General features: G+C 38.7%; 20 protein-coding genes. 7 read left to right on the top strand and 13 right to left on the bottom strand.

Going from position 1 to position 23,315, the window contains the following annotated elements; all coding sequences use genetic code 11:
* Positions 1-453: 453 nt before the first annotated feature.
* The 4 genes from I4641_RS16730 to uvrC all read right to left on the bottom strand — a co-directional run bounded on the left by I4641_RS16730 (position 454) and on the right by uvrC (position 5,691).
* On the bottom strand, positions 454-1,461 hold the full coding sequence (locus I4641_RS16730; RefSeq protein WP_229641722.1) for a hypothetical protein: 1,008 nt from the start codon (positions 1,459-1,461) through the stop codon (positions 454-456).
* The gene (locus tag I4641_RS16725; protein WP_229641721.1) at positions 1,454-2,431 is read right to left on the bottom strand and encodes a hypothetical protein; all 978 of its coding nucleotides are present in this window, start codon (positions 2,429-2,431) and stop codon (positions 1,454-1,456) included. The genes I4641_RS16730 and I4641_RS16725 overlap by 8 nt, the downstream gene beginning before the upstream one ends.
* Positions 2,432-2,435: 4 nt before the next feature.
* Positions 2,436-3,455, bottom strand: a complete 1,020-nt coding sequence (locus I4641_RS16720; RefSeq protein WP_229641720.1) for a serine/threonine protein kinase — start codon at positions 3,453-3,455, stop codon at positions 2,436-2,438.
* A 331-nt stretch (positions 3,456-3,786) separates the two neighbouring features.
* Positions 3,787-5,691, bottom strand: a complete 1,905-nt coding sequence (gene uvrC / locus I4641_RS16715) for an excinuclease ABC subunit UvrC (protein WP_229641719.1) — start codon at positions 5,689-5,691, stop codon at positions 3,787-3,789.
* A gap of 229 nt (positions 5,692-5,920) precedes the next feature.
* Here uvrC and cutA point away from each other — a divergent pair, with 229 nt between their 5' ends.
* Positions 5,921-6,259 carry a divalent-cation tolerance protein CutA gene (gene cutA / locus I4641_RS16710; protein ID WP_229641718.1) on the top strand — a complete coding sequence of 113 codons (339 nt, stop codon included), beginning with the start codon at positions 5,921-5,923 and terminating at the stop codon, positions 6,257-6,259.
* Here the strand turns inward: cutA and I4641_RS16705 are convergent.
* Positions 6,256-7,317 carry a metallophosphoesterase family protein gene (locus tag I4641_RS16705; protein WP_229641717.1) on the bottom strand — a complete coding sequence of 354 codons (1,062 nt, stop codon included), beginning with the start codon at positions 7,315-7,317 and terminating at the stop codon, positions 6,256-6,258. The genes cutA and I4641_RS16705 overlap by 4 nt on opposite strands.
* A gap of 50 nt (positions 7,318-7,367) precedes the next feature.
* Entirely contained in the window at positions 7,368-8,387 is a 1,020-nt protein-coding gene (locus I4641_RS16700; RefSeq protein ID WP_229641716.1) for a response regulator, read from the bottom strand.
* Positions 8,388-8,645: 258 nt separating this feature from the next.
* Between I4641_RS16700 and tilS the strand changes: the two genes are divergently transcribed.
* On the top strand, positions 8,646-9,623 hold the full coding sequence (gene tilS / locus I4641_RS16695; RefSeq protein WP_229641715.1) for a tRNA lysidine(34) synthetase TilS: 978 nt from the start codon (positions 8,646-8,648) through the stop codon (positions 9,621-9,623).
* Here tilS and I4641_RS16690 read toward each other — a convergent pair.
* Positions 9,601-9,795, bottom strand: a complete 195-nt coding sequence (locus I4641_RS16690) for a hypothetical protein (RefSeq protein WP_229641714.1) — start codon at positions 9,793-9,795, stop codon at positions 9,601-9,603. The genes tilS and I4641_RS16690 overlap by 23 nt on opposite strands.
* A 184-nt stretch (positions 9,796-9,979) precedes the next feature.
* Here I4641_RS16690 and I4641_RS16685 point away from each other — a divergent pair, with 184 nt between their 5' ends.
* The gene (locus I4641_RS16685; protein WP_439655357.1) at positions 9,980-10,579 is read left to right on the top strand and encodes a DUF3038 domain-containing protein; all 600 of its coding nucleotides are present in this window, start codon (positions 9,980-9,982) and stop codon (positions 10,577-10,579) included.
* A 17-nt stretch (positions 10,580-10,596) separates the two neighbouring features.
* Positions 10,597-11,841: a DUF4335 domain-containing protein gene (locus tag I4641_RS16680; protein ID WP_229641712.1), complete on the top strand. Its 1,245-nt coding sequence runs from the start codon at positions 10,597-10,599 to the stop codon at positions 11,839-11,841.
* 24 nt (positions 11,842-11,865) lie between these two features.
* Here the strand turns inward: I4641_RS16680 and I4641_RS16675 are convergent, their stop codons facing one another.
* On the bottom strand, positions 11,866-13,464 hold the full coding sequence (locus I4641_RS16675; RefSeq protein ID WP_229641711.1) for a YcjF family protein: 1,599 nt from the start codon (positions 13,462-13,464) through the stop codon (positions 11,866-11,868).
* A 47-nt stretch (positions 13,465-13,511) separates the two neighbouring features.
* Positions 13,512-14,474, bottom strand: a complete 963-nt coding sequence (locus I4641_RS16670; RefSeq protein WP_229641710.1) for a hypothetical protein — start codon at positions 14,472-14,474, stop codon at positions 13,512-13,514.
* Between the two features lie 43 nt (positions 14,475-14,517).
* Here I4641_RS16670 and I4641_RS16665 point away from each other — a divergent pair, with 43 nt between their 5' ends.
* On the top strand, positions 14,518-15,237 hold the full coding sequence (locus I4641_RS16665) for a Crp/Fnr family transcriptional regulator (RefSeq protein ID WP_229641709.1): 720 nt from the start codon (positions 14,518-14,520) through the stop codon (positions 15,235-15,237).
* 77 nt (positions 15,238-15,314) lie between these two features.
* On the opposite strand, the gene I4641_RS16660 is transcribed toward I4641_RS16665, so the two are convergent.
* Complete coding sequence (locus I4641_RS16660; RefSeq protein ID WP_229641708.1) at positions 15,315-16,904, bottom strand: glycoside hydrolase family 57 protein; 1,590 nt, start codon at positions 16,902-16,904, stop codon at positions 15,315-15,317.
* 282 nt (positions 16,905-17,186) lie between these two features.
* Here I4641_RS16660 and I4641_RS16655 point away from each other — a divergent pair, with 282 nt between their 5' ends.
* Complete coding sequence (locus I4641_RS16655) at positions 17,187-18,353, top strand: histidine kinase (protein ID WP_229641707.1); 1,167 nt, start codon at positions 17,187-17,189, stop codon at positions 18,351-18,353.
* A 59-nt stretch (positions 18,354-18,412) separates the two neighbouring features.
* On the opposite strand, the gene ppc is transcribed toward I4641_RS16655, so the two are convergent.
* Together ppc and I4641_RS16645 are read right to left on the bottom strand one after the other, a co-directional pair.
* Positions 18,413-21,508, bottom strand: a complete 3,096-nt coding sequence (ppc, locus tag I4641_RS16650) for a phosphoenolpyruvate carboxylase (protein ID WP_229641706.1) — start codon at positions 21,506-21,508, stop codon at positions 18,413-18,415.
* Positions 21,509-21,647: 139 nt separating this feature from the next.
* Positions 21,648-21,845, bottom strand: coding sequence for a hypothetical protein (locus tag I4641_RS16645; protein ID WP_229641705.1), 198 nt, complete (start codon positions 21,843-21,845; stop codon positions 21,648-21,650).
* A gap of 133 nt (positions 21,846-21,978) precedes the next feature.
* Between I4641_RS16645 and I4641_RS16640 the strand changes: the two genes are divergently transcribed.
* Complete coding sequence (locus tag I4641_RS16640; protein WP_229641704.1) at positions 21,979-22,773, top strand: PhzF family phenazine biosynthesis protein; 795 nt, start codon at positions 21,979-21,981, stop codon at positions 22,771-22,773.
* Between the two features lie 20 nt (positions 22,774-22,793).
* Here the strand turns inward: I4641_RS16640 and I4641_RS16635 are convergent, their stop codons facing one another.
* Positions 22,794-23,300, bottom strand: coding sequence for a YceD family protein (locus tag I4641_RS16635; RefSeq protein ID WP_229641703.1), 507 nt, complete (start codon positions 23,298-23,300; stop codon positions 22,794-22,796).
* Between the last annotated feature and the right edge of the window lie 15 nt (positions 23,301-23,315).

The following is a 23,315-nucleotide window of genomic DNA, read 5'->3' as shown; positions in this document are numbered from 1 at the left end:
TATCTAAGATTTAGATGAAAAAAATGCTCTCCATTTCTTGGGGGGCATTTTTTTTTGCCTATTTTTTCAAGATATCGTTTTACAATTACTTCAATTATCACCCCACAAAATGCCTTATTATTTAAAAGGTATGAGGGCTATCTCTCTTATACAGTTTGCTTTTTGAGCTAGTTGTCGCCCCCACAGATTTTTAATAAAAAGGGTGTTCTACGGGACATTCTTTTTGTTTTGCTGGTGATAATTAAATTAATTAATTAAAAAGTGATCGCGATCGTAGCAGGAGGTATTAAGTCAGGTTTATTATTATTTATATAAATAAGGTTATCAATTAAGCCAGCTAACTATTTATAATACTGCTGGCATTTAAAGTTAAAGTTAAATTCGATTTTTTAAAAACTATTTTTAATAAAAAGGGTGTTCTGCGGGGCATCCTTTTGGTTTTGTAGCAATTTGCTAAAACCAATCTTGCTTTTTTGATGGCAGAGGATTTTTTTTGACTTTAAATCCAAAATTATCTCGCTCTTTTCTCGAAGAGTTGGGTTTTTCTAGGGTATTTTTACCAGAATTTGATCTATAAGTTAGATTGCCAATTATTTCTTGGCTTGCTGATGTTACTTTAGCTGCTTGTTGTAGAGTCAGATCGATATCTTCTTTAGCTTTAGTTGAAATTTTTTCTTTAAAGGAGAGAGATTTATTATTTTTGGATGCTTTCAAGCTAATTTCTTCTTGACGATTAATACGCTGGCATACAGCAAAATTTTCAGCATCGCTCACAGTTTGGTTTAAAAAAGGACTATCTATTAAATATTTTCCTTGAATATCCAAACAGACAGAAGTTGATTCTACACACTGGCTAGATGCTAGCCATAGTTGGTAATTTTTAGGCGTTAAATTTTGCCATACGAAAGTTTTTTCGGGATATTTTGTTTGATGATTAAATCGCGAAATTTGATGAATATAAAAAGAATTATCGATCGTTTCCATAGTATTATTCAGAGCCTTGTATTCACTCAGACAAGGTTTGCGATCGTCATAATCTCTTGCCAACCATACTTTTTCAATTTCTTGATAAAGAGGTTTAAAACTTGTTAAATAATTCCCCGTATAAGCAGGATATTCGATTAGCTTTCTATTTCGATTTAACTTAGTGACATAACCAACAAAAACATATAAAGGTCTACCTCGGTCGTCTTTTGCCATGACCTCAATTAAATCTTCACCCAATCTACCAATTAAATCTCGCACCATGCAGGTAACACCCACTACGCAATGAGAATTATTTTTAAATAACGACCAACGAGGATAAGTAGAAAGATTTCTTGCTTTCTGGGTTGTCGCTATGATGTAAGGCAATACCCAGGCAATTTCTTTAGCAGTGAAGTCATAGGGAATAGTAATAAAGCGAAAATCTAGATGATAACTACGTCCATAAACAATTGCTGCCCAATCTTGTTTAGACATCTGCCGTTACCTCACTACCACTAAAATAAAGAGAAACCTGCTGCAATTCTTGAGATAGTAGTTTCATATTTTCTTCCACAGTCAGGATTTCAGTCGCACAAGTTTCTAATTCAGTAGTATATCGATTTAATTCCGCGTTTTTTAATAGCTGAAATAGAGGATTAGTTTGTTTGATTGTACCGATAGAATTGGTTAAGCGATCGCGTTGGGCTTTGAGCTTAATTCCACAAGCCCTTAACTGAGCGTATACAGCAAAAACTACGGGTAAATGAAGGTTAACAGGGACAATATTGGCATTATCCAAATCGTTGCACAATTCTCGACCCAAACTAACAGGACAAATCATAGTCAGCCAACCCGTATTAGGGGTAAATAAAGCTTGGAACAATTTTTGGACATCGGCAATAATTTCATCCCGATCGCGATGATGACAAAGATCGTATTTGGTAATCACAATTGCTACGGGAAAAGGATCTAGGTTGGTTGGTTGTTTATTCATGCTGATATATTGTTGAATAAACTGATTCATGCGATCGCTTTTTATTTCTCGCACTGTATTGGGAGTGATCGATTCGATCAAATATTCCCCAGAAATGCACAAAAATAGACATTGGGATTCTGATATATATTGAACCAAATCAATGACATCTTGCTCGGTAGAGCGATCGCTTAATGCCAAACCCCGATAGTCCAGCCATTCAAATCCCATCAGGGGGCGAAAACCATAACTAAAGTCAAAGCTATAGCGTTCCATTGCTGCTGCATTGGGAGTCGGCCAACGATCTTCCCCTGTCACCGAAATTAGCTTTTCCCATCTCTCGGTCAATTCTAGATCCAAATCCATATCTTTTGCCGATAGGGTAAATCCTTGAACTCCCGTTTGCATGATGGCATACATTCCTAGCAAATAACTAGTTTTGCCCGCCCCCGTAGTCCCCAGCATGGTTATTTTAATATCTTGGAGTTTCATTTATTTAGAACCATCCCTTGTTACTATTATTAGAAGACTGGGGACGAGAGTTAGTCGTCCCTCGTCCAAAAACATTCCAAGGATCGGTTGCCGAACTACAAAAACCAGGAGCAACGTCTGTAATATCTGGAGTTGGTAGCTCAGTTGAATCTAAATGAAGCAAGTCTAAAAATTCTGCGACCGATTGCAATCTCTCATTGACATCCATAATCATTGCTAAATCGATTGCATCGCTAACCCAGCTACTAACCCGAGGATTTAGCTGTCTGACGGTTTTTAATTCGACTCCTGCTGCTCGTTCGATTGCCGATACTGGAGCTTTGCCTGTCAATAAATGATATAAAGTTGAACCAAGAGCATAAATATCAGTAAAAGCCCCGTATTTTAAGGCGCGCCCATATTGTTCTAAAGGAGCATAGCCTGGGGTCAACATAGTTGTATATCTAGTCGTGCTATTAGTAGTAAAGTCTCTGGCTGCACCAAAATCAATCAATACAATCCTGCCATCATCTGCCAGCATAATATTGTCGGGCTTAATATCTCGATGCAAAAACTGCGAAGAGTGCAATACTGATAAAGCTTTTCCTACCTGTCCTATATATGCCAGAGCTTCTGCCTCGGCTAACTTTCCTTTACGTTGTTTGAGGATTTCTGCCAAAGTCTTACCGCGGAGATATTCCATCACCATATATGCCGTATTGTTTTCCTCAAAATAGTAGAAAACTCGAACGATACCAGGATGATTGAACTGTCCTAATGTTTGACCTTCCAAAAGAAACTTTTGTTTGGCATTGCTATAAGTATCAGAATTCCATCTTCCCGCAGAAACAACTGTTGCACCTTCTCGCCAGCAACCCTCAGGGAAAAACTCTTTCACAGCTACAGGACGATTGAGTCTAATATCTAATCCCTGATAAGTAATCCCAAAACCCCCCTGACCAAGTGGTTGGTCAATTCTGTATTCGCCACTTGCCAGACAAGCACCAGGACTTAAAACTCCGTTGACCCTGGTAGACACATCCATGAAATACAACTCCTCAACAATACTCGCTCGACTTTTGGTAGATGGAAGATATAACTTCTAAGCTTAACACGATGTTTATTTTACGGCTTATCTGGTTATTTTTTTGTGAATATTGTGTCCATAATTCTATTGTCTATAAATAATCGTAATAATTAATTTTAGGTATTAATTTTAGGTGGCGATCGCCGTATCGCCAGATTATCGGGGATACGGCGGTAGAGTTAATTCTGCGTAGGAACTTATTTGTTAATGCAGGTTTTAGCGATCGCAGATAATCGCTTTTTTGGAGTGAGTTTGAACATTCAAGTATATTTTTCTTTTCTATTAATTGTTAGTTATTCGGATGAAAGTAATTATAAATCTCCCCTGCTAAAGCTTCGCCAATACCCGAAACTTCGGTTAACTTCTGCACATCTGCTTCGCGGATATAGTCAATCGAATGAAAGTGAGCTAAGAGTTGTTTTTGACGATGGAAACCTAAACCTGGAATCTCTTCCAAACGCGATCGCCTACTACTTTTGAGTCGTTGTTGGCGGTGGAAGCTAACGGCAAAACGGTGGGATTCATCTCGCACTCCTCTTAATAATTGAACCCCTGGTTGTTCTGGATCGGTATCTAATGGTTTGGATTCTCCTGGTAAAAATATTTCTTCCCGTTTTTTCGCCAGACTGACTACTTTTACTGCATCTAATAAGTTCATTTCTTGCAATGCTTTAACCACAGCAGATAGTTGTCCCTTACCACCATCAATCATCACCAAATCGGGAAAATCATGACTTTTTTCCACTCCCATCTCCTCGTTGCTGAGGGACTGGAGGAGAGGATTTTTATATCTACGAAAACGACGACCGATAACTTCTGCCATACTAGCAAAGTCATCTGAATGACCTATTTGAACATCGGGGTTTTTGATTTTATAATGACGATAATGTTGTTTGGCGGGGACACCATCGACAAAGACTACCTGAGAAGCGACCGCGTTTGAACCCTGAATGTGGGATATATCATAGCCTTCAATACGTTTGGGTACTTCTGGTAAATCCAAAATAGCTGCTAAATCTTGCAATGCGGTATTATTGCGATCGCTTACTCGTTGAGTTCGTTCTAATTCATAATTGGCATTGCGTTCCACCATTTCGATAAGTTCGGCTTTGATCTGTCTTTGGGGGTTAACTAAAGTAACTTTTTTCGCCTTTTCCTTGGTCAACCACTGGGTTAATATTTCCCCTTCTGGTAATTCATGCTGTACCAGTATTTCGGTAGGAATTTCCACGGCTTCAACGGTGGAATAGTGTTCTTCTAATACCTTCTGCAAGATCGCCCCAGGGGTACCAAAACCCGCATCAGCAAAGAACCCCAGACGCCCGACGAGTTTCCCCGCGCGAATTTGAAATAGCTGGATGCAACAGTGTTTGTCATCCGCAGCTAGAGCGATCGCATCGCGGGATACGGTATCATCGGGTAGGGATACTTTTTGATCGGCATTTAAGCTATACAGGGCTTTAATTCGATCGCGATATTGGGCAGCTTTTTCAAAATCTAATCTCTCCCCTGCTTTCTCCATCTGAGATTGCAGAGTGTTTATTAGTTCGTCCGTCCTACCCTGGAATACCATCGCCACTTTATTAACGATTTGCTTATAGTCTTCGGGAGTAACTAAAGACTGACATACCCCAGGGCATTTACCTATATCGTAGTTGAGACAGGGGCGATCTTTGAATAAAGGCTTGCGACGCTGGCGTAGAGGAAATACTCCCTTGATTGTATGAAGAGTGTAGCGCAACAGACTGGTATCGACATAAGGACCATAATAGCGATCGCGTTTTTTAGTCGCCCTACGTTTGCGAGTAATAAAAATACGGGGATAGTCTTCCGACCAAGTAATGCACACATAAGGATATTTTTTATCATCCTTGAGCATTACATTATAGTAAGGCTGGTGTTTTTTAATTAAGTTTGCTTCTAATGCCAAAGCCTCTGCTTCGGTGTCGGTAACAATAAATTCAATTTCCGTTACCTGACGTACCATCATAGCAATGCGATCGCTTAATTTCTGGGAATCTCTAAAATAAGAACGGACTCGCGATCGCAATTTTTTGGACTTGCCAATATATAAGATATCTCCATTCCCCGAGCGCATAAAATAAACCCCAGGTTCGGGGGGAATCTCTTTGAGGCGGGTTTCGAGGCGTTCTGGTTGTTTTAGTAGCGGTGTATTTTCAGTCAGTGCAGTCATAGGTATTAATTATCCCCCTAGGATCATGATAGAAAAATTTTGACTGAAAAACCAATCTCAACATTAGTTTTCGCTATTTACAGAGTCGATTCACAAATAGGAATTATTATCATTTGTAAACCAATCCCCCTAGATTATTAATTATTAAACTGAATTTTTATATAAGACGTACAAGATCTTAGTAAAATAAATTCAAACAGCAGCAAGTAGATTCTACTTAATTAAATTTATGACCACCATACAAGATGGCTCTTCCTATTGCTTGGTGATGGTTACGGTTAGTTCTGAATCAGAAGGAAAAAAAATAGCCCACACATTACTTACAGAGAAACTAGCCGCTTGCATCAACATGAATGTGATCGATTCTTTTTATACTTGGTCGGAAAAAATAAACTGCGATCGCGAATGGCAATTAACGATCAAAACTCGCTTCAGTCTCTTTCCTCAGTTAGCCGAACAAATTAAGCTACTTCACAGCTATGATGTCCCAGAAATTATTGCTTTACCGATGCTGGCTGGTTCATCAGCTTATCTAAATTGGATTGGGGAAAATACCCAAGAAAATTAGAAATTATTACTTGATAAATCCTGTCTTAAAATAGTGCCATGTTCTCCTGTAATAGAAGGCGGTAATTGTTCTAAAGTTATTAATTCCCAAGTTTTGGCATTATAAGTAGTGTAAGTAAGTTTAGATGTAGCCTTTTCAATATCGATTATAGTCACAGTAGGATAGGGTAGCAAATCACTGCCAAGTAACTGTCTTGCGCCTTGTCCTAATGCCCCCGCGTGGAGTAATTCTAAATCGCCTTTTTTACCAGGATAATAAACGTGATGGTGTCCGCTAATATAAACTTTTACTTGATTTCGTTCGAGGAGAGATCGCAATTCTTCTGCCCCTGCTAAATATTCCCCTGGTTTGTTTTTAGCTGCTGCAACGGGATATAAAGGCAGGTGTCCGATGGCAATTCTAGTTTTGGCTTGTTGGGCGAGATCCCTATCTAAAGTTTCCTTGACCCACTCTAGTTGCTGTTTTGAGATCTTGTGGGTAGAGGCGTCCCATACTAAAAAGAATATACCACTTTGTTGAAAACTATAATAGAAGGGAAAATTGGTTCGATCTATAAAATCTAAGCCTAATTCTGCTTGATGCTCGTTCCAGTAAGCTTTAGCTAGTTCTCTTTCTGCTGCAAATACCAAGGTTTTGTCTTTGATTGCTCCCGAACCATCGTGATTGCCAATAGTGAAGCCGAAGGGTATCTGCTGCTGTCGTAGAGGTGCAGCAATATAGCGATCGAATCCTTGCCACATGGCATTAATCTGTGACTTAGTCAGAGAAGCTTTTTGTCCTGCGATCGCATCTCCACCGCATAAAACTAGATCGGGTTGCCATTGAGACATTAAAGCGATCGCTTGTTTTACTTCTGGCTCATATTCTGTCGATCCATATTGACTATTGAGATCGCTAATTACAGCAATTCTAAAATCTTGGCGGGGTGGTATGTATAGGCGATCGGGGAGGTTTTTTAGGGAAGTAGAAATACTTTGATTCCCAATTTTGCAAGTCACACAGAAGCTAAAGATCGAGCTAAGTAATATTAACTGAATAAATTTTTGCCGATTAAACATATTAAAATCTCTAGTTTTTCAGTTAACTATTTTAAGTAGATTCCTATATGTTAATTCTGGGCTTCTAAGAGATCCTTTTGTCTTCTAGATCCGATCGCAACCTGGCTGCTATATACTTTTTTAACTCCTGTTACTTCCATCGCCAAATTTTCCATGCGTCTGAGAAGATCTGGATCTGATATCTTACCTGTAAGGATAATAGCATCATCTTCTTGGGCGATATAAATAGTAGATATACCTGCAAGAGCTGGATCTTGCTTGAATTCCTTAGCAACTCTTTCCGCAATACCACTTAAGCTAAATTCACCATTTAAACCGATTCTTTCATTGGGAATCATGCTTGCTCTAATACTATTAGTTTTATTGTAGAGAGTGTACAAACAAAAAACAACTAATGGTAGAGATACCACCCAGCTTAATATCATTACCCACATAGATTTATTAATAGTAGAAATACTCTTTTTAATTTTGGGTAGTTCTTGTTGGCTATTATCCAAATTGCGACGTAATTTGACAATTTCTTCTTGTTGCTGACGAGAGATAAGCTGCAAACTGGAAATAGTACGCTGAGGTTTAAAAGTACTGCGATCGGGTTGAGAATTGTTTGGTAAACGGCGGTATACCGTTCCCTGCATCTTACTCAGAACTACCCCCGAGTCAGTATAAACTAATAATTTGTCTAATAAACCTGGAGATATTTGAGTATATCCTTTATTGATGTTGCGAATCGCTCCTGCAATATCTTTAGTACCTGAATCTTTTAAAAGATAACCTTTCGCCCCCATGGCTAAAGATTTGATAACATATTCATCACTATCGTAGGAAGTCAGAATTAAAACTTTAGTTTTAGTAAATTGATTAGCAATTTGTTGAGTAGCACCTGCTCCATCTAAACCAGGCATTTCCATATTCATTACTACAACATCTGGCTGAAGTTGCTCTACTTGTTTGATAGCTGCAATACCGTTGCTAGCAGTACCCACAATTTCTAGATCTTGTTCTGGTTCTAAAGCAACTTTGAGTGCTTCTCTAACCATTTTTTGGTCATCAACTAGTAAAATACGAATCATATAAATTAAATTAAATTAGTAGCAAAATTAAATAATATATTTACTAGACGCGGAAGATACAAAAGTATTTACTCGGTACTAGTTATTACTTATATATACTTATATATAATTACTTATGATTTTTTTAATTGTAAATTCCTTTACTAAATCTTCATTCCTTTATTAAGTCTTTCTTCATATAGATATAGTATATAGATTTTATTTATCTTTTCGATCAGTGAAATTACGTAAAGACCACTAATAACTAATAGTTAATCGATGACTTATTGGACGCCACTACACAGTAAATTACATCAAACATTACGCTGCGGGAGATCTCTATTACCACCAGGAGCGAAGATTTTAGTAGCAGTATCTGGAGGACAAGATTCTCTTTGTTTGGGTAAGTTATTATTAGATTTGAGTTCTAAATGGAATTGGCAAATTGCAATTGCTCATTGCGATCATCAGTGGTCAACAGATGTAGGAATTGCTGAAAGAGTATCATCAGTTGCAAGATCTTGGCAACTGCCATATTATTTAAAAGTAGCTAATATGCTCGATGAGACAGAAGCAGCAGCTAGAAAATGGCGTTATCAAGCCCTAGTAGAAATTGCGCGAGAAAGAGAATTCCCCTATATTGTTACGGGACATACTAAGAGCGATCGCGCGGAAACTTTTTTATATAATTTAATTCGCGGTGCGGGAGCAGACGGATTGGCTGCATTAAGCTGGAAACGTCTTTTAACCGATGAAATTGCTTTAGTTCGCCCTATTTTAAATATATATCGTTACGAAACTTTAGAATTCTGCCAGCAATTTGATTTACCTATTTGGCATGATGTGGTTAATGAGAATAATAAGTATGCTCGCAATCGAATTCGCAAAGATTTAATTCCATATTTGCAAGATAATTTTAACCCTCAAGTAGAAAATTCTTTAGCTCAAACCGCAGAGTTGTTGAAGGCAGATGTAGAATATCTCGAAGAAAAAGCCCAACAACTATTACAAACAGCACGTTCGAGTAATAAATTGAATCGCTCAGAGTTACGCAATGCGCCCCTAGCTATTCAACGTCGGGCTATTCGTCAGTTTCTTCCTTTAGTCATGTCAAAACAGCCCAATTTTGGGCAAATCGAAGCTGTTGTTGGTCTTGTTACCGCCCCTAACAAAAGTCGTACTTCTAGTTTACCGGGAGGAGCGATCGCCGAGGTTGCTGGAGAATGGATTGTTTTTAAGAATCTGTCAGGGGAGTAGTGCTATTTTCTAGCCGATCTACTTCTCGAAGACTATAAGTATTTTTATTTTTAGCTTTGGCTTGTAATTCTAGTAGAGATATAGGAATTACTAAGATCCAGAATAGAGATGCGATCGCAATAATTAGCCAAGAAGTAGAATCTGTTTTGGAACATTCGCTATCTTGAAACATTCTGTAGATTAGAAAAATACAATATGTGCCAGCACCATAAAGATAAAAAGTCATTTTAGATAAAAAATTAAGCTTTATACAGGATCGATTATGCTGGTAACAACCAGGATTTGGAAACAGTATTAATCGGTAAATATTGATGATATTTAGGTAAAGATATAACCTTAGTAAGAATATTAAGACCGTGCCAATGACCACCAACACTAATGCTGATTCATCAAAATGGCAAGATTTAAGCCCGCTTCAATTAACTAACGACAAGCAGTTAGAAAATATTAAATCTCACCTAGATTTAATCTTATTAGCCTTAGAAGCGATTGGTAATATTAGCTCCGAGACAATTTTAGTGGCAGCCAAAGATCTGGGCTTAGAATCGGTATTGCGCGATCGCATAACCTTATGGAGATTAAGATCTTCCAATCCTCAACGAAAAAGCTCTGGTGGTAGAAAAAAATTAGATATAGAAGAAGCAAGATCCTTGGTGTTAATCATTTGTCATTTAGCTAACAAACACCAAGAATTATTACGTCGCGCTGTTAGTCTTTTGGAACAAGTAACAGAACAAAAAATTCCTCCTCACCAAACCTCTTTACTAGGTAATTATCTTGATAATTTTATTAATTACTATCAAGAAAGAATCGCGATCGCTTCCAATGTTTCATCAGAGAGTCTATCTGAATTAGCTTTTAATTTATTGATTAGTCTTTTATTTTATAGCGGTAAAAATGGTCATCGTTTATTGTGGATGGCTATTTTTGATTCAGCCCAAAAGCCCAATTTATAAAAAAATATATAAAAATAATGACAAGTACAATTTATCGTTTTACCCCACCTACCTGCACGTTAGAAATAAAAGGTAAAAATTCTATTCTTTCTCGTTGGGCAAAGCAAGATATACTCAAGGATTTTAAATTTAAACTAAGCTTTGACGATCCTCGCTTACCCAGTTTGAAAGACGTAACTATTACAGGCGATCGCTGGAATTTAGAATTACTAAAAACCGCAGTAGATGGGTACATGCTTAATTTTTTATGTAGTTCTTTTACCTCCAAGATATCTTCACAATCTCAGAAAAAATTTAGTAAGAAAATACCTTATCTACAAACCAAAGGATTGACAGAATGCGAACTATATTTTGGTAATTTAAACAGCGATAGTACTGAAGATAAAATCACTCTTAGTACAGTACAGTTATTTGATTTAGTCACAGCATTAGAAGCCTATAATACTCAAATTGCTGCTTTACCCGAATTAAAACAAACTCAACGCAAAAAAATAATTCCCCTTTGGGGAGGAATAGCTGCTGTAGCTTTAGTTGCTGTTAGCATTACGGCGATTTTGCTTAAATCTTCCCCAATGCAAAACATTGCTTCCTCTCCCAAACAAGAATCATCCGAGAATTTTGATCGCTTTGATGATATTGTTGCACCCCAAGCACCTTCTAGCCCCAAAAAGGGATCGTCCAAACCTAGAATAAACGAATCCCTATCATCTACCACAAGATTACCACCACCACCTGCGGTAGATACTCCCAAACCAAAGCCAAACATCCCCGATCCTGCTGACTATCCTTTACCAAAAGTCACTCGTCAGTCGGGTTTGAGTCAAGAAAAACCCGCGATCGAACAACCGACTGAATCTACGACTACAATTACTACGGAAATTATTCCCGAAAAAAAAACTCAGCCAGATAACTCGTTAGCAGACTCTTCAGCAGAATTAAATAGAGTAAAAAATAGCAATGATCTTGTTCCTAATCAAGCCCCATCAAAGCCCAATTCATTGCAAGAAATAAAAGCTTATTTCCAATCAAGGTGGCAACCACCAGAAGATTTAAAACAGAGTTTAGAATATCGCTTATATTTAAATTCAGATGGCTCGATAAAACGAGTAATTCCTATCGGGAAAGCCTCTGCATTATATTTAAGCAAAACTAATATTCCCGTTCGAGGCGAAGCTTTTATTTCTCCCTTAGAACAACCAAAAAAACTAAGAATACGCCTATTGTTAAATCCCGATGGAGGAGTAAAAACATTTATTGAATAACTAGGGCGTGTCATCAATTAAAAATTACCAGTCATCTTCTAATTGTGCTGACATTTCTTCTACTACTTCAAGTTCTGACATTTCTTCTAATTCTTCGTCTCCCCAAGCTTCCGATAAAGGTTGCACCACTTTAGAAATAGCATCTTGCACGAACGATTTAACAAATTCATCTCGGCGACTTAGTTGAAACTGTTGCTGCACTACTTCAGTCATGCCACCATCTCCCCAATCCAGATTGCGTTTAAAATATTCGACAAAACTTTTACCCGCAATACGGGTTAAATAAGCAGCCGAGACAGCTTGAATCGCTTTTCCCACAATATAAGTAGCAAAATGAAACTGGAGTGCTTTAGCTAAAATATCTAGCGCGCCCTTAACTATGCCCAAACTAACGAGAGTCTTACCCAAAGATAAGGCTAATTCTTTGCCCTGTTCCAAATTAAGCTCGATGCCATAAATTCTGCCAATTTCAATTACCATTTGAGCGTTAATAGCTGCTGTCGCCAACATATCCACTACGGGTAGGGGAGTCACCGCAATTACTCCCGCACCAATCCATTGATAGCGATCGATTATCTTATCTGACTCTCTACGTCGTTGAATATCAATTATTTTGCGGGCTTCCTCTCCCAAACGATGAGATTGCAGCAAAATATTATCCGCAATCAAATCTTCTCCTTCCGCCCGCAATACCGCTACCAATCTTTTAATCAAAGGAATAATTTCGGCGGTGGGTTCGACAATTTCTCCACTGGGTAATTGTACTGCTTGAGGATTAGCACAAATAGCAGTAACGTCAGTAGGGGCAATAAAAGTTTTGACTCTTTCTTTGAGTCGCCCCAAAATTATTTCTCGATCTTCGTCAGTGTAGAGATCTGTTTTATTAAACACTAAAAGCGATCGCTTGCCAATTTCGGCTAATGCTTTCAATGGTTCGTATTCTGACTGTCTGAGGTCGTTATCGACAACAAACACCAGTAAATCGGCTTCTGTAGCTAGTTGACGGGCTATTCCTTCCCTTTCCGTGCCTGCTATTCCTGTTTCTAAAATACCAGGAGTATCAATAATTAAAATTTCCCTGCCTACCCCTTTTAACTTAAGGCTATAGGTTTCTCCTTGGGTAGTCGTTCCCATAATCGGATTGACTTCCCCTACTATCTCGCCAATTAAAGCATTAACTAGAGAAGTTTTTCCTGCCGAACCCGTACCAAAGATAACAACTTTTACTTCTCCCCGTTGCAAATCTGCCTCTATCTGCTGCGATCGATTAATTAAGGCTTTTTGAGCAATTTTATCTTGTATTTGTCCGACTTGTTGCCTTAATGCCTGGAGGTTTTGGGCTGCTACCTGAGTTTTTTCCTCTGGTATTTTAACTTTATTAACCCGACGTTTGCCCTTTCTAGAACGGGAACTTCTACTAGTATATTTATTGACATAGTAAATATATCCCCCAATGAGAGAGGCAATTAAAACAATTACCAATAGCAGCAATAAATTAGCCAAAATGGGTGCAGTAAAAGATATCTGCATATACAGATGGGACAAGGATGTCACCAGCCAGATGGATAATCCCAGAATGAGGCTCAGACCGAGAAATAAAGCTACTATACGAAACAGGGGCATAAGATAGTTTCAGTTTTGTCCTGTATTTAGATGTTAGTCTATAAATTTTATAAGCTGCTTGGTGCTGGGATGTTTAATTTCTCTACCAAAATTCTTTCCAGCCAGTAGTTGGCGATCGCAATTAGTCTCAAACGAGCGATCGCTTTTTGGGGAGTCTCTCGTTGTATTTCCCCCAGGAAACGACATTCTGCTAAAAAAATCATGATTATCTGACTAAAATTAAAGGCTAGCTTGTGCCAATTAGTCGATTCTTTGGCAAACAAATCTGTAACTAAAAACAACTGACGCAGTAAATAAAATTCAGCTACTTCCTTAAGCCACAAATCACCTCTTTCGTCTAGCCAAGATATAGATTCGCTTCTGTTGTTGAATACCATTAGTTTTTCTCTTTCTCCCAGGCGCAATAACGAGCAACAGCGACCATGAACGTATTGTACGGGGAACAAAGCGATCGCCGTAGGATCTAACTGACTAGATTGAGATATATTGGGCTTGACGGCAGTTTTTGTATCCAGTAATTTTAGCGATCGATCTAGCCAACTGGCAATAGATTTTGAATCTAAATAAAAATTAATCGAGCCAGATTCTACCAAATCAATTCTCAAATTCAAATGAAATTGAGTACTAATATTATCCGATTCAAAATCCCATAAATCGACCAATTCTTCTGCCACAATTTGAGGTTTTTTTTGGACGCGAGGAGCTAGACTCAAAGCAATAGAAGAACTATACACAATAGATGTCAGTTGTGATGTTAATAAAACTCGGTCGACTTGGATCTTAGAGTATATAGACTCAATAGAAGCGTGTAAAAGAACGATATTACCTCTAAGACTCCGATTAATAAACTCAGTATTCAAAGCAACATTTGCTTTTTGCCGATATAAATCTAAGGCTGACAGGAGCTTGAATTTTAATAAATCCTCAATGGCAATAGGTATTTTTTCTGGAATCGATGGTGGGTTCAAAAACTTATGTAAAAAAGTCTCTTTTGATACATTACTATCCATGTAGAATCAAATATGCGTTGATCTTTTATTTTGCCTTCATCTTATGCAATTTTCCGATCACTCCTCTGAGGAATCTCATCCAATTTTGACCTGGAAAAGTATCATGGACTGGGCGCAAACCCACTATCGCGATCGCATTTTTCGTAAAGATGAGCAAATTCCCGTTCGTCCCCAACTGATTTATCTGGTCAATCAAGGTGCAATTCGTTTAGTTAGCGAAACTCAAATGCATCAAGAAGACCATTGTTTGGACAATATTACTGAATCAGATCCAGGGTTAACAGAAGAAGTTGAAACAGCCTTTTTAGGCTTTGTAGGTGTGGGCAAACCATTTGAAGTTCTGTCTCATCATTCTTTTAGTTTCCATGCCTACGCTCACGTCGATTATACTCAAGTCGCTTGGCTTTATTGGCAAGACTTAGAAAATTGGCCTGATTTTCGTCAAGAAATATACAATGCTTTTCGCGATCAACATCAAAGAAAACTTTTGTGGCTGAGTGCTTTAGGTCAAAGAAGAACTATAGATCGTCTTACTAGTTTTCTAACTCTATTAATTGAAGAATACGGTCGAGAAAACGATCAACAATATTGTTTGCCTTATACATTAACTCATGCCCAAATTGGGAGCGCGATCGGCTCTACTAGAGTTACGGTAACTAGGTTAATGGGTAAACTGCGACGTCAGGGAATAATCTCGGTTAAAAATGACAATTCAATTTGTATTAATACTCTGCTAATTGATCGAAATAACTTGAAGTTATAAAAAATATCCCTTAACTAGATTATAGATAATCATAGTTAGGGATAAGCAACAATCACAAGACTAAAATCTTCAAATTACTACGCTGTTCTGTAAGTTCGATAATTAATATTAGGGAAAATATTATCAATTGCTTCGACTTTTTCTAACCAGCCAGAATCTATCTTGCCAACCAAAATATCATCATAGATTTTATTAAACCGTAGTAAATGCGATCGCGTTCTGCGAATAGCATAAGGCACCATCGTACCAGTACGCATAATAAATGCCCAGTCAGATGACTGTGCCAACAAAACTTCTCTGGCAGCTTGATTTAAAGCGCGCCATTCAAGCTCGTCAGCAGGTTCGCGACTGGCTAGTTTGATCATTCTTTCTGCTGCTTTGTGTAGGTGAGGATAAATCCAAGCATTAGTTTCATTCAACCAATACTCATGAAATCCTTTGTAACCCCAACTAGACTGAGAAGGACGACATACTTGTTGTGTGGGTTGCTGCTGGAGATATTCCGACAAGTGAGTCATGTCATAGGTATTTTGATCGTACCAACTCTTGCGGAACAGAAAATCAATAAATTGAGGTCCTTCATACCACCAATGACCGAATAACTCCGCATCATAAGGAGAAACTACAATGGGAGGGCGTTGCAACATTCCATTCAAATTTTGGATCTGCTGTCCTCTGTTATACATAAAGTTGCCAGCGTGTTCTGCTGCTTTCTCTCTCGCCCAGTAAGGATCGTATAAACCTTTTTCTGATAAACCTCCGTCACGGGTGGTAATTTTATGGTACTTAATTCCTGTATTTTTGCGCTGACCATTGGGCATGATGTAGGGCTTAATATATTCATATTCAGCTTCCCAACCCAAATCTTTATAAAATTCGCGATATTCTACTGCACCAGGATATCCTACCTTAGAAGACCAAACCTGTTGAGAAGATTCGTGGTCGCGACCAAAGGCTGCAACCCCCGTTTCCGTGTAAATAGGGGCATAAGAGCCATAACGGGGGCGAGGACGAGCATAAAGAATACCGTGTCCGTCGGTTAAAAAGTAACGCAAGCCAGCATCGGCGAGCATTCTTTCCACACCTTCATAGTAAGCACATTCAGGTAACCAAATCCCTTTGGGGGGGCGACCAAAATTCTCTTCATAATGTTCGCAAGCTACTTTGATCTGCGACCAAACAGCCTCGGGATACATCTTCATAAGAGGAAGATAACCATGAGTCGCACCACAGGTAATGATATCTAGGTTGCCACTATCAAGAAACTGTTTAAAGGCAGATATTAAATTGCGATCGTAGCTTTCCCAAGTTTGTCGAATCTGACGAAAAGAATTAGCATAATATTCCGCCAAATAAAGCATATGACCGTTATGCTGATGGCGATCTATTTCTTTATCAATTAATTCTTGTAATTGGGCAAGGTGAGCATCGTAACGGTCTTGTAATAATTCATCCCGTAGCATAGACACCAATGGCGGTGTCATACTCATAGTCATTTTGAAATCAACTCCATCCCGTTTCAAGTTTTCAAATACTTGAAGCAAAGGAACATAAGTTTCAGTAATGGCTTCAAATAACCATTCTTCTTCTAAGACAAAATCACTTTCGGGATGTCGAACGAAAGGTAGATGAGCGTGTAAGACAAGGGCAAGATAACCAAGAGCCATGATGTAATATTTCTAAAAATTTTTTATGACCTGAATTAAGGAACTAAGGCAATCTGGGTAAATTTTATGATATCTTAATAATGTATTCTGAGAAAGTTTGGCTAACAAAAAAAAGCTTTAAAATGGTGGCTTTTGATAAGCTATGATGCGCTTTTAGCTTTACCTAAAGATGCAACAGTAGTTGCCTTAAAAAAGATTAAAAATATTTCGTATGTCTGCTGTATTGTTTTATATAACAAAGTCATAAAAGCTTCGATTTAATCTGTTGGATATTCATATATAGTGTTGCAATTTAACGAGCAGTCTCCCGATCCTCGCCAGAACAATACCGAGAAAGTATTGCTTCAACTATTATTGTTTATCGATAAACGGACTTCTTCACAGGAACAAATTCAACAGATTCAAATTTATTTAAAAAATCTACGATCGGACTACTCTTTCAAGCTCAACATCATTGAGATTGATAAGCAACCTCATTTAGTAGAATATTTAAGATTAGTTGCCACTCCCGCTTTAGTAAAAATATCTCCTGCCCCCAAACAAACTTTAGCGGGAAGTAATTTAATTAAGCAGTTAGAAAAATGGTGGCCCAAGTGGCAAGCTGCCATAGAAAATATCAAAGTCAACAATTCTCAAGCAAGTTACATCATCGATATCGAGGAAGAAGCTTATAATGCTGAAAAAATCAGGCTTTCTGATGAAATATTTTGTCTGAAGTTAGAAAAACAAGAGCTACTAGCTCAACTCCGTTTCAAAGATAAAATTTTGGCAATGCTAGCCCACGATTTGCGTACTCCCTTAACGGCAGCTTCTATGTCAGTAGAAACAATCGAGTTGTCAGAAAAAAATGACAAATTCGACAAAACAAAATTAAAAATTCTCAAGCAAAAGCTATTCGAGCAAGCGAAAAATCAATTTGGGATTATGGAGCGTATGATTAGAGATCTCCTACACAATTCGCAAAACATCAATGCCAAACTACAGGTAAAGCCATCTCCTTTAAGCCTGCAACCTTTATGTCGTGAAATAATCGCTCAGTTTGACTCCAGACTTGAGGAAAAGTCAATGATCCTCAAGGAAGATATTCCTCAAGATATTCCTGATGTTTATGCTGATGAAGAATTAATTCGCCAATTAATTAGCAACTTAATCGATAACGCCATTAAATACACTCCAAAGGGAGGGAAAATTTCCCTTTCTATTTTGCATCGCACCAATCAAAAAATTCAAGTAAGTATCTGCGACACGGGTTTGGGAATTCCCCCTGAAAAAAGAGAGCGAATCTTTGAAGATAGTTTCCGCCTTCATCGCGATCGAGACCGCGATGGCTATGGTTTGGGTTTAGCTATGTGCCATCAAATTGTTTGCGCTCACTACGGGCAAATCTGGGTAGAAAGCTCTCCCGAAGAAGGCAGTTGCTTTCAATTTACCCTCCTTGTTTATAAATAAAAGAGGAAGGGTAACAACTGTTGTTACCCTTCCTCTTTCCTCGTTCCTTTTTCCTCAAATTAGCCCGTGTTACGCATTCCCGCAGCAATACCATTAATAGTCAACATTGCTCCTCGTAACAACTCTTCTTTACTAAAGCGGAAGTGGAGTACTTCAGACTTATTATGTTGACGCAAACGCTTGATCAAGGCTACCTGCAAAAATCCTAAAGGAATAATCGTTCCATTACGCAACTGTACCGATCTTTGTAGTTCTGGATCGCCATCTAGAAGTCTATTCTGACCGTTAATTTTTAGAATTAACTCCTTGGTTAGATAATATTCCTCAGATATTCGATCGAATAGTTTTTGAAAACGTTCTAAATCTTCAGGCTGAGATAATTCTCTAACATAGTGTTCGGCTATTTGCAGATCGACTTTAGCCAGAGTCATCTCTACCTTAGAAATTACGACTCTAAAGAAAGGCCACTTAACATAAAAGTATTGCAGCAAATTGAGATTTTTTTCTGGCTCTTGATCCAAAAATCCTTGTAACGCCGAACCTATCCCATACCAAGCAGGTAGCAAAAAACGACTTTGAGTCCAGCTAAATACCCAAGGAATTGCTCGCAGACTGCTCATATCCTTATTTTTACCCCCAGAACCTTTACCAGGTCGTTTGGAAGGTCGAGAGCCAATCTGTAGCTGGCTAATAACATCTACAGGAGTTACCGAATGGAAGAAATCAACAAAATCAGGTTCTTCGTAAATCAAAGCTTTGTAAACAGTACGCGATCGCGCTGATAACTCCTCCATGATTTGATTCCAAGGTTCGACGCGATCGAATCCGCTACCCAGCAAACTAGACTGAATTACCGCAGTAGTCATAGTTTCTAAGTGATACAGAGCTAGTTCGGGCAAAGAATATTTTGATGCTAAAACTTCACCTTGTTCGGTAATCTTAATCCTACCTTTGATTGTATCCGTAGGTTGGGCTAAAATCGCCGAATAAGCAGGCCCACCGCCACGACCGACAGAACCACCACGACCGTGAAAAATACGCAAGGAAATACCAAATTCAGAAGATACCTTTTGTAATGCTCGTTGAGCTTTGTGAATTTCCCAATTACTACTCAAAAAACCCGAATCTTTATTGCTATCGGAATAACCCAACATCACTTCTTGCAAATCACTAGGTTTTAAAGGTGGAGCATTATCTCGTGAGGAATTTGGTTCTCGATCCGCTGCCACATATTGATATCCCCCTGCTAAAGCTGCCCGATAAAGGGGGAGTTCAAACAATTCCCGCATTACTGCAGGAGCGCGTTTTAAATCTTCGACAGTCTCAAATAAAGGAACGATTCTGACGCTAGTCTGGCAGGATGCGGGGTCGTATAGTCCTGCTTCTTGAGAAAGTAACAATACTTCTAGAACATCGCTAACAAAGTTAGTCATACTGATGATGTATGTCTGGCAAATACCTTGTCCGAATTCCTGTTGCAGCAACCGTAACATTTTAAAGGTTTCGATGGTTTCGCAAGCTGTCTCAGAAAAAGGCATTTCCGCAGGAATTAAAGGTCTGCGGGTTTTTAATTCTTGAATTAGCCAAGCAGTTTTTTCCGATTCTGATAGTTCGTCGTAGGGTTTGGGTAAAACTTGTAGATAAGCGGTAATTTCAGCGATCGCATCGCTGTGGCGAGATGAGTCTTGACGGAAATCTAGCTCGACTAAAGTAAATCCATATACTTCAGCTTGACAAATCAAATTATCCAATTCCCGACAGTGCAAGCTAGTAGCAGTAAGACTACTCTGCATCAACTTCAACTCAGCAATAAATTCTGCCCCATTGGCATAAATATTCTCAGTATTAATCTCGGAAATAGCCTGTCTGCCAGCTACAGAAGATAGAGCTTGATTGCGTTCTAGGGTGTTTTCTAATCTTTGAGCTATATAAGCAAGTTTTAAGCGATAAGGCTCTTGACGATAGCGTATTGCTAGTTGTTCGTAGATTCCTGGCATTTGCTGCTGATCTTGTTCTAAAGAATCTAGCAACTCTTGTCTGACATCGCTCCAGTGCAAAGATAAGCTTAATAATTCCCGCAGTTGATCAATGGACTTGAGGTACTTTTCAATTACAATTTTTCTTTGATAACAAGCGGTTTCCCAGGTAACTTGAGGAGTCACAAAGGGGTTCCCATCTCGATCTGAACCGACCCAAGAGCCAAAGTAGCAAAAGTTATGAGTTGGAGAAACTAAATTAGGAAAGGAAGCGTTTAAAGACTGTTTTAAACGAGCAGCCAATTGGGGAATTACATCAAACAATACTTCTTGGAAATAGTGGAGGGAATAATCTACTTCATCCAAAACTTTGGGTTTAAACTGGTGTAGTTCATCAGTACGCCACCAGAGGCGAATTTCCTCTGTTAATTGGCTTGTTGCTTCTTGAGCCTCCCATGATTCGGGAAGTCCTACCTCCCGCATTACTTCTTCCGCTTGGTCTAACTGTTCTAAAATGTGAGATATGCGACGTTGTTTTTTCCTGATAGTATGACGCACGATCTCTGTCGGGTGAGCCGTAAACACTAGTCTAATATCTAGCTGTTCTAGTAATCTTTGTAGCATCAACGGGGGCATGTTAATTTCCTTGAGATAAGGAAAAAGCCAGTTAAACAAACCTGCTTTATTGCTACTAGAGATGGTGGGTTCTACCCAATCTTCTTCTAACTCTTCTATTTTGGCATCGCGTATGCTGGGTTGACCGTTTTTAACCGCATTTTTAGAACCATTGCCATTAGAATTGCCTGAGGACAGAGTTATATTGGTTATCCGCCGAGAAAGTTTTTGTTCCCTACTATCGTAGTGCTGTTCAACTATATTAGTGAGTTGAAAATAGAGAGCAAAGGCTCTAGCTGCTTGAATAGCATCGTTTAAAGTCAATTCTTCAATCAGCTTAGGTACGGTAGATTGAGAAAATGAATCCGTCACTTGTCCTTCGGCTGAAGAAAGAGAACGCATTTTTTGGAGTAAATCCAACATTTCTTGACCGCATTCAGACCGCAGTACAGACTCCCACAGATCTTCTACTAATTTTTGTCGATGGCGTAATAATAAATAAGAAGCAGCAAGTACGCTATTGTCTTCTAGATCCGCTACCGAAGATTGAACAACCGAACTCATAAAAACCTCTGGGTACCGTATGTGTGTCTTGATTTAATCAATATAATTACTTTAGAGTATATAGAATTTATCAGACCTAACATAGAAATTTGTTAGAAAAGAACTATATATTCCCATCGAATCAAAGTTTTGATTTTAACTAAAGCTTGTTACTATCTAGATCGGGAAAGTTGAGAATAGGCAATCGTTCTGGGCGAAAAATTTCTTCACTAGCTTTGCCCAATTCGGTCATAAATTCTGCCAAGAGATATAGAGTTAGAAGAGTAATGATAAAAGGGCTGGTAGCAAGACTTAATCCCATGAAAGACAAAAAGCAAGATGTATTGTTGGTTTTCATGATTTGGTGTTAATTTGTATTCCTTATCTATATATTGTATGAACTTTGGTGTATATAGCGCAAAATTACAATACTTTTGTTTTAATCAAAACAAAATTTGCGATCGCAATCTGTATTCTTTGTACAAATTTTCATGAAACAAACAATTATTCAAGTTGATTCTTTTACCGATAAAATTTTTCAAGGAAATCCTGCTGCTGTATGTGTATTAGAAGCAAAGCGAGACGATGGCTGGATGCAGTCGGTAGCCAGAGAAATGAATCTTTCAGAGACTGCTTTTTTGCTCAAGCAAGAGCAAGACTATAGTTTGCGTTGGTTTACGCCAACTACAGAAGTTCCGTTATGCGGTCACGCTACCCTCGCTAGCGCTCACGTACTGTGGACGGAAGGTTATGCTTCTACTGGTCAAGGGATCTCTTTTCAGACCAAAAGTGGCTTGTTAAGTGCCAAATATCGAGACAATTGGATCGAACTAGATTTTCCCGCTAATCGATCCCAAGATATTCCTCCGATTACTAAACTGCAAGATGCTTTGGGAGTGAGAATTAAAACATTTTCTTATAATTCTCTAGGTTATCTAGTAGAAATCAATTCCCCCGAAGATCTAGAAAGGCTCAAGCCTAATTTTACCCTTTTAAAGCAATTACCCCTCTCCAATGCGATCGTCACTAGCTTGGCTAAAGATAGCTCCCAATATGATTTTGTCTCTAGATTTTTTGCCCCTGGTTTGGGGATAGATGAAGATCCCGTTACTGGAGCAGCCCACTGTTGCCTTGCTCCCTACTGGCGCGATCGCTTGAAAAAAGACGATTTTTTAGCCTATCAGGTATCCGCCCGCGGTGGAGAAATCAAAGTTCGTTATGATGGGGGCGATCGCGTTTTACTTCAAGGTCAAGCGGTAACTGTCATGCGGGGAGAGCTTCAATAGCGATCGGCAATTAGCGAGGATTAATTGTCGTTTAATTGCTCTTTTAAGGCTGCCAAAGAAGACCAACGATGATCGATGCTCTTTTCTTGTTTGTGGGGTATTGGGGCTGCTCCTGGGCAATCCTCTCCACAAACTTGTCTTAAGGGTAAGGCTAAAGATAATTGTTCAAATAGCCAAGCTTCAGGATCGAAATGACCGTTTGGGAGGAGAGTTTCGGAGAGATCTTCGAGGGAAACTTCTCTTTCTGTAGGCAGATCTTCGACATTTTCTAGTTCTGATTCGAGCCAGATTAATTCAGAAGCATCGATCGCTAAACGATGATTATAATGCTGCAAGCAGCGATCGCAAGTTAGGGTGACGATCGTTTCCGCTTGGGAAATTACTTCCAAAAAATTCCCCCCATGACGTACGGCAATTTTTCCTTTCACGGGGGTCAAAGTATTTAGGTTGGCGATCGTATCTTGGACGATGATTTCTGCTTGGCGTTTTGGTGCTTTTAGCAGATGAGGAATATATATCGCTTCCATTGTTTATCTAGTACT

The sequence above is a fragment of the Waterburya agarophytonicola KI4 genome, assembly GCF_020640915.1.
Taxonomy (GTDB): domain Bacteria; phylum Cyanobacteriota; class Cyanobacteriia; order Cyanobacteriales; family Xenococcaceae; genus Waterburya; species Waterburya agarophytonicola.
The sequence above is the reverse complement of the archived record's forward strand: the minus strand, read 5'-3'. Positions and strand labels throughout refer to the sequence as shown.

Bases quoted from the DNA above. Each gene is read 5' to 3' on its own strand.
- uvrC (WP_229641719.1), bottom strand. From the start codon at position 5,691: ATGACTGCACTGACTGAAAATACACCGCTACTAAAACAACCAGAACGC.
- I4641_RS16675 (WP_229641711.1), bottom strand. From the start codon at position 13,464: ATGCCCCTGTTTCGTATAGTAGCTTTATTTCTCGGTCTGAGCCTCATT.
- I4641_RS16645 (WP_229641705.1), bottom strand. From the start codon at position 21,845: ATGAAAACCAACAATACATCTTGCTTTTTGTCTTTCATGGGATTAAGT.
- I4641_RS16660 (WP_229641708.1), bottom strand. From the start codon at position 16,904: ATGGCTCTTGGTTATCTTGCCCTTGTCTTACACGCTCATCTACCTTTC.
- I4641_RS16705 (WP_229641717.1), bottom strand. From the start codon at position 7,317: ATGTTTAATCGGCAAAAATTTATTCAGTTAATATTACTTAGCTCGATC.
- I4641_RS16665 (WP_229641709.1), top strand. From the start codon at position 14,518: ATGCAATTTTCCGATCACTCCTCTGAGGAATCTCATCCAATTTTGACC.
- I4641_RS16640 (WP_229641704.1), top strand. From the start codon at position 21,979: ATGAAACAAACAATTATTCAAGTTGATTCTTTTACCGATAAAATTTTT.
- I4641_RS16725 (WP_229641721.1), bottom strand. From the start codon at position 2,431: ATGAAACTCCAAGATATTAAAATAACCATGCTGGGGACTACGGGGGCG.
- I4641_RS16680 (WP_229641712.1), top strand. From the start codon at position 10,597: ATGACAAGTACAATTTATCGTTTTACCCCACCTACCTGCACGTTAGAA.
- I4641_RS16730 (WP_229641722.1), bottom strand. From the start codon at position 1,461: ATGTCTAAACAAGATTGGGCAGCAATTGTTTATGGACGTAGTTATCAT.
- cutA (WP_229641718.1), top strand. From the start codon at position 5,921: ATGACCACCATACAAGATGGCTCTTCCTATTGCTTGGTGATGGTTACG.
- tilS (WP_229641715.1), top strand. From the start codon at position 8,646: ATGACTTATTGGACGCCACTACACAGTAAATTACATCAAACATTACGC.
- I4641_RS16700 (WP_229641716.1), bottom strand. From the start codon at position 8,387: ATGATTCGTATTTTACTAGTTGATGACCAAAAAATGGTTAGAGAAGCA.
- I4641_RS16670 (WP_229641710.1), bottom strand. From the start codon at position 14,474: ATGGATAGTAATGTATCAAAAGAGACTTTTTTACATAAGTTTTTGAAC.
- I4641_RS16635 (WP_229641703.1), bottom strand. From the start codon at position 23,300: ATGGAAGCGATATATATTCCTCATCTGCTAAAAGCACCAAAACGCCAA.
- ppc (WP_229641706.1), bottom strand. From the start codon at position 21,508: ATGAGTTCGGTTGTTCAATCTTCGGTAGCGGATCTAGAAGACAATAGC.
- I4641_RS16690 (WP_229641714.1), bottom strand. From the start codon at position 9,795: ATGTTTCAAGATAGCGAATGTTCCAAAACAGATTCTACTTCTTGGCTA.
- I4641_RS16720 (WP_229641720.1), bottom strand. From the start codon at position 3,455: ATGGATGTGTCTACCAGGGTCAACGGAGTTTTAAGTCCTGGTGCTTGT.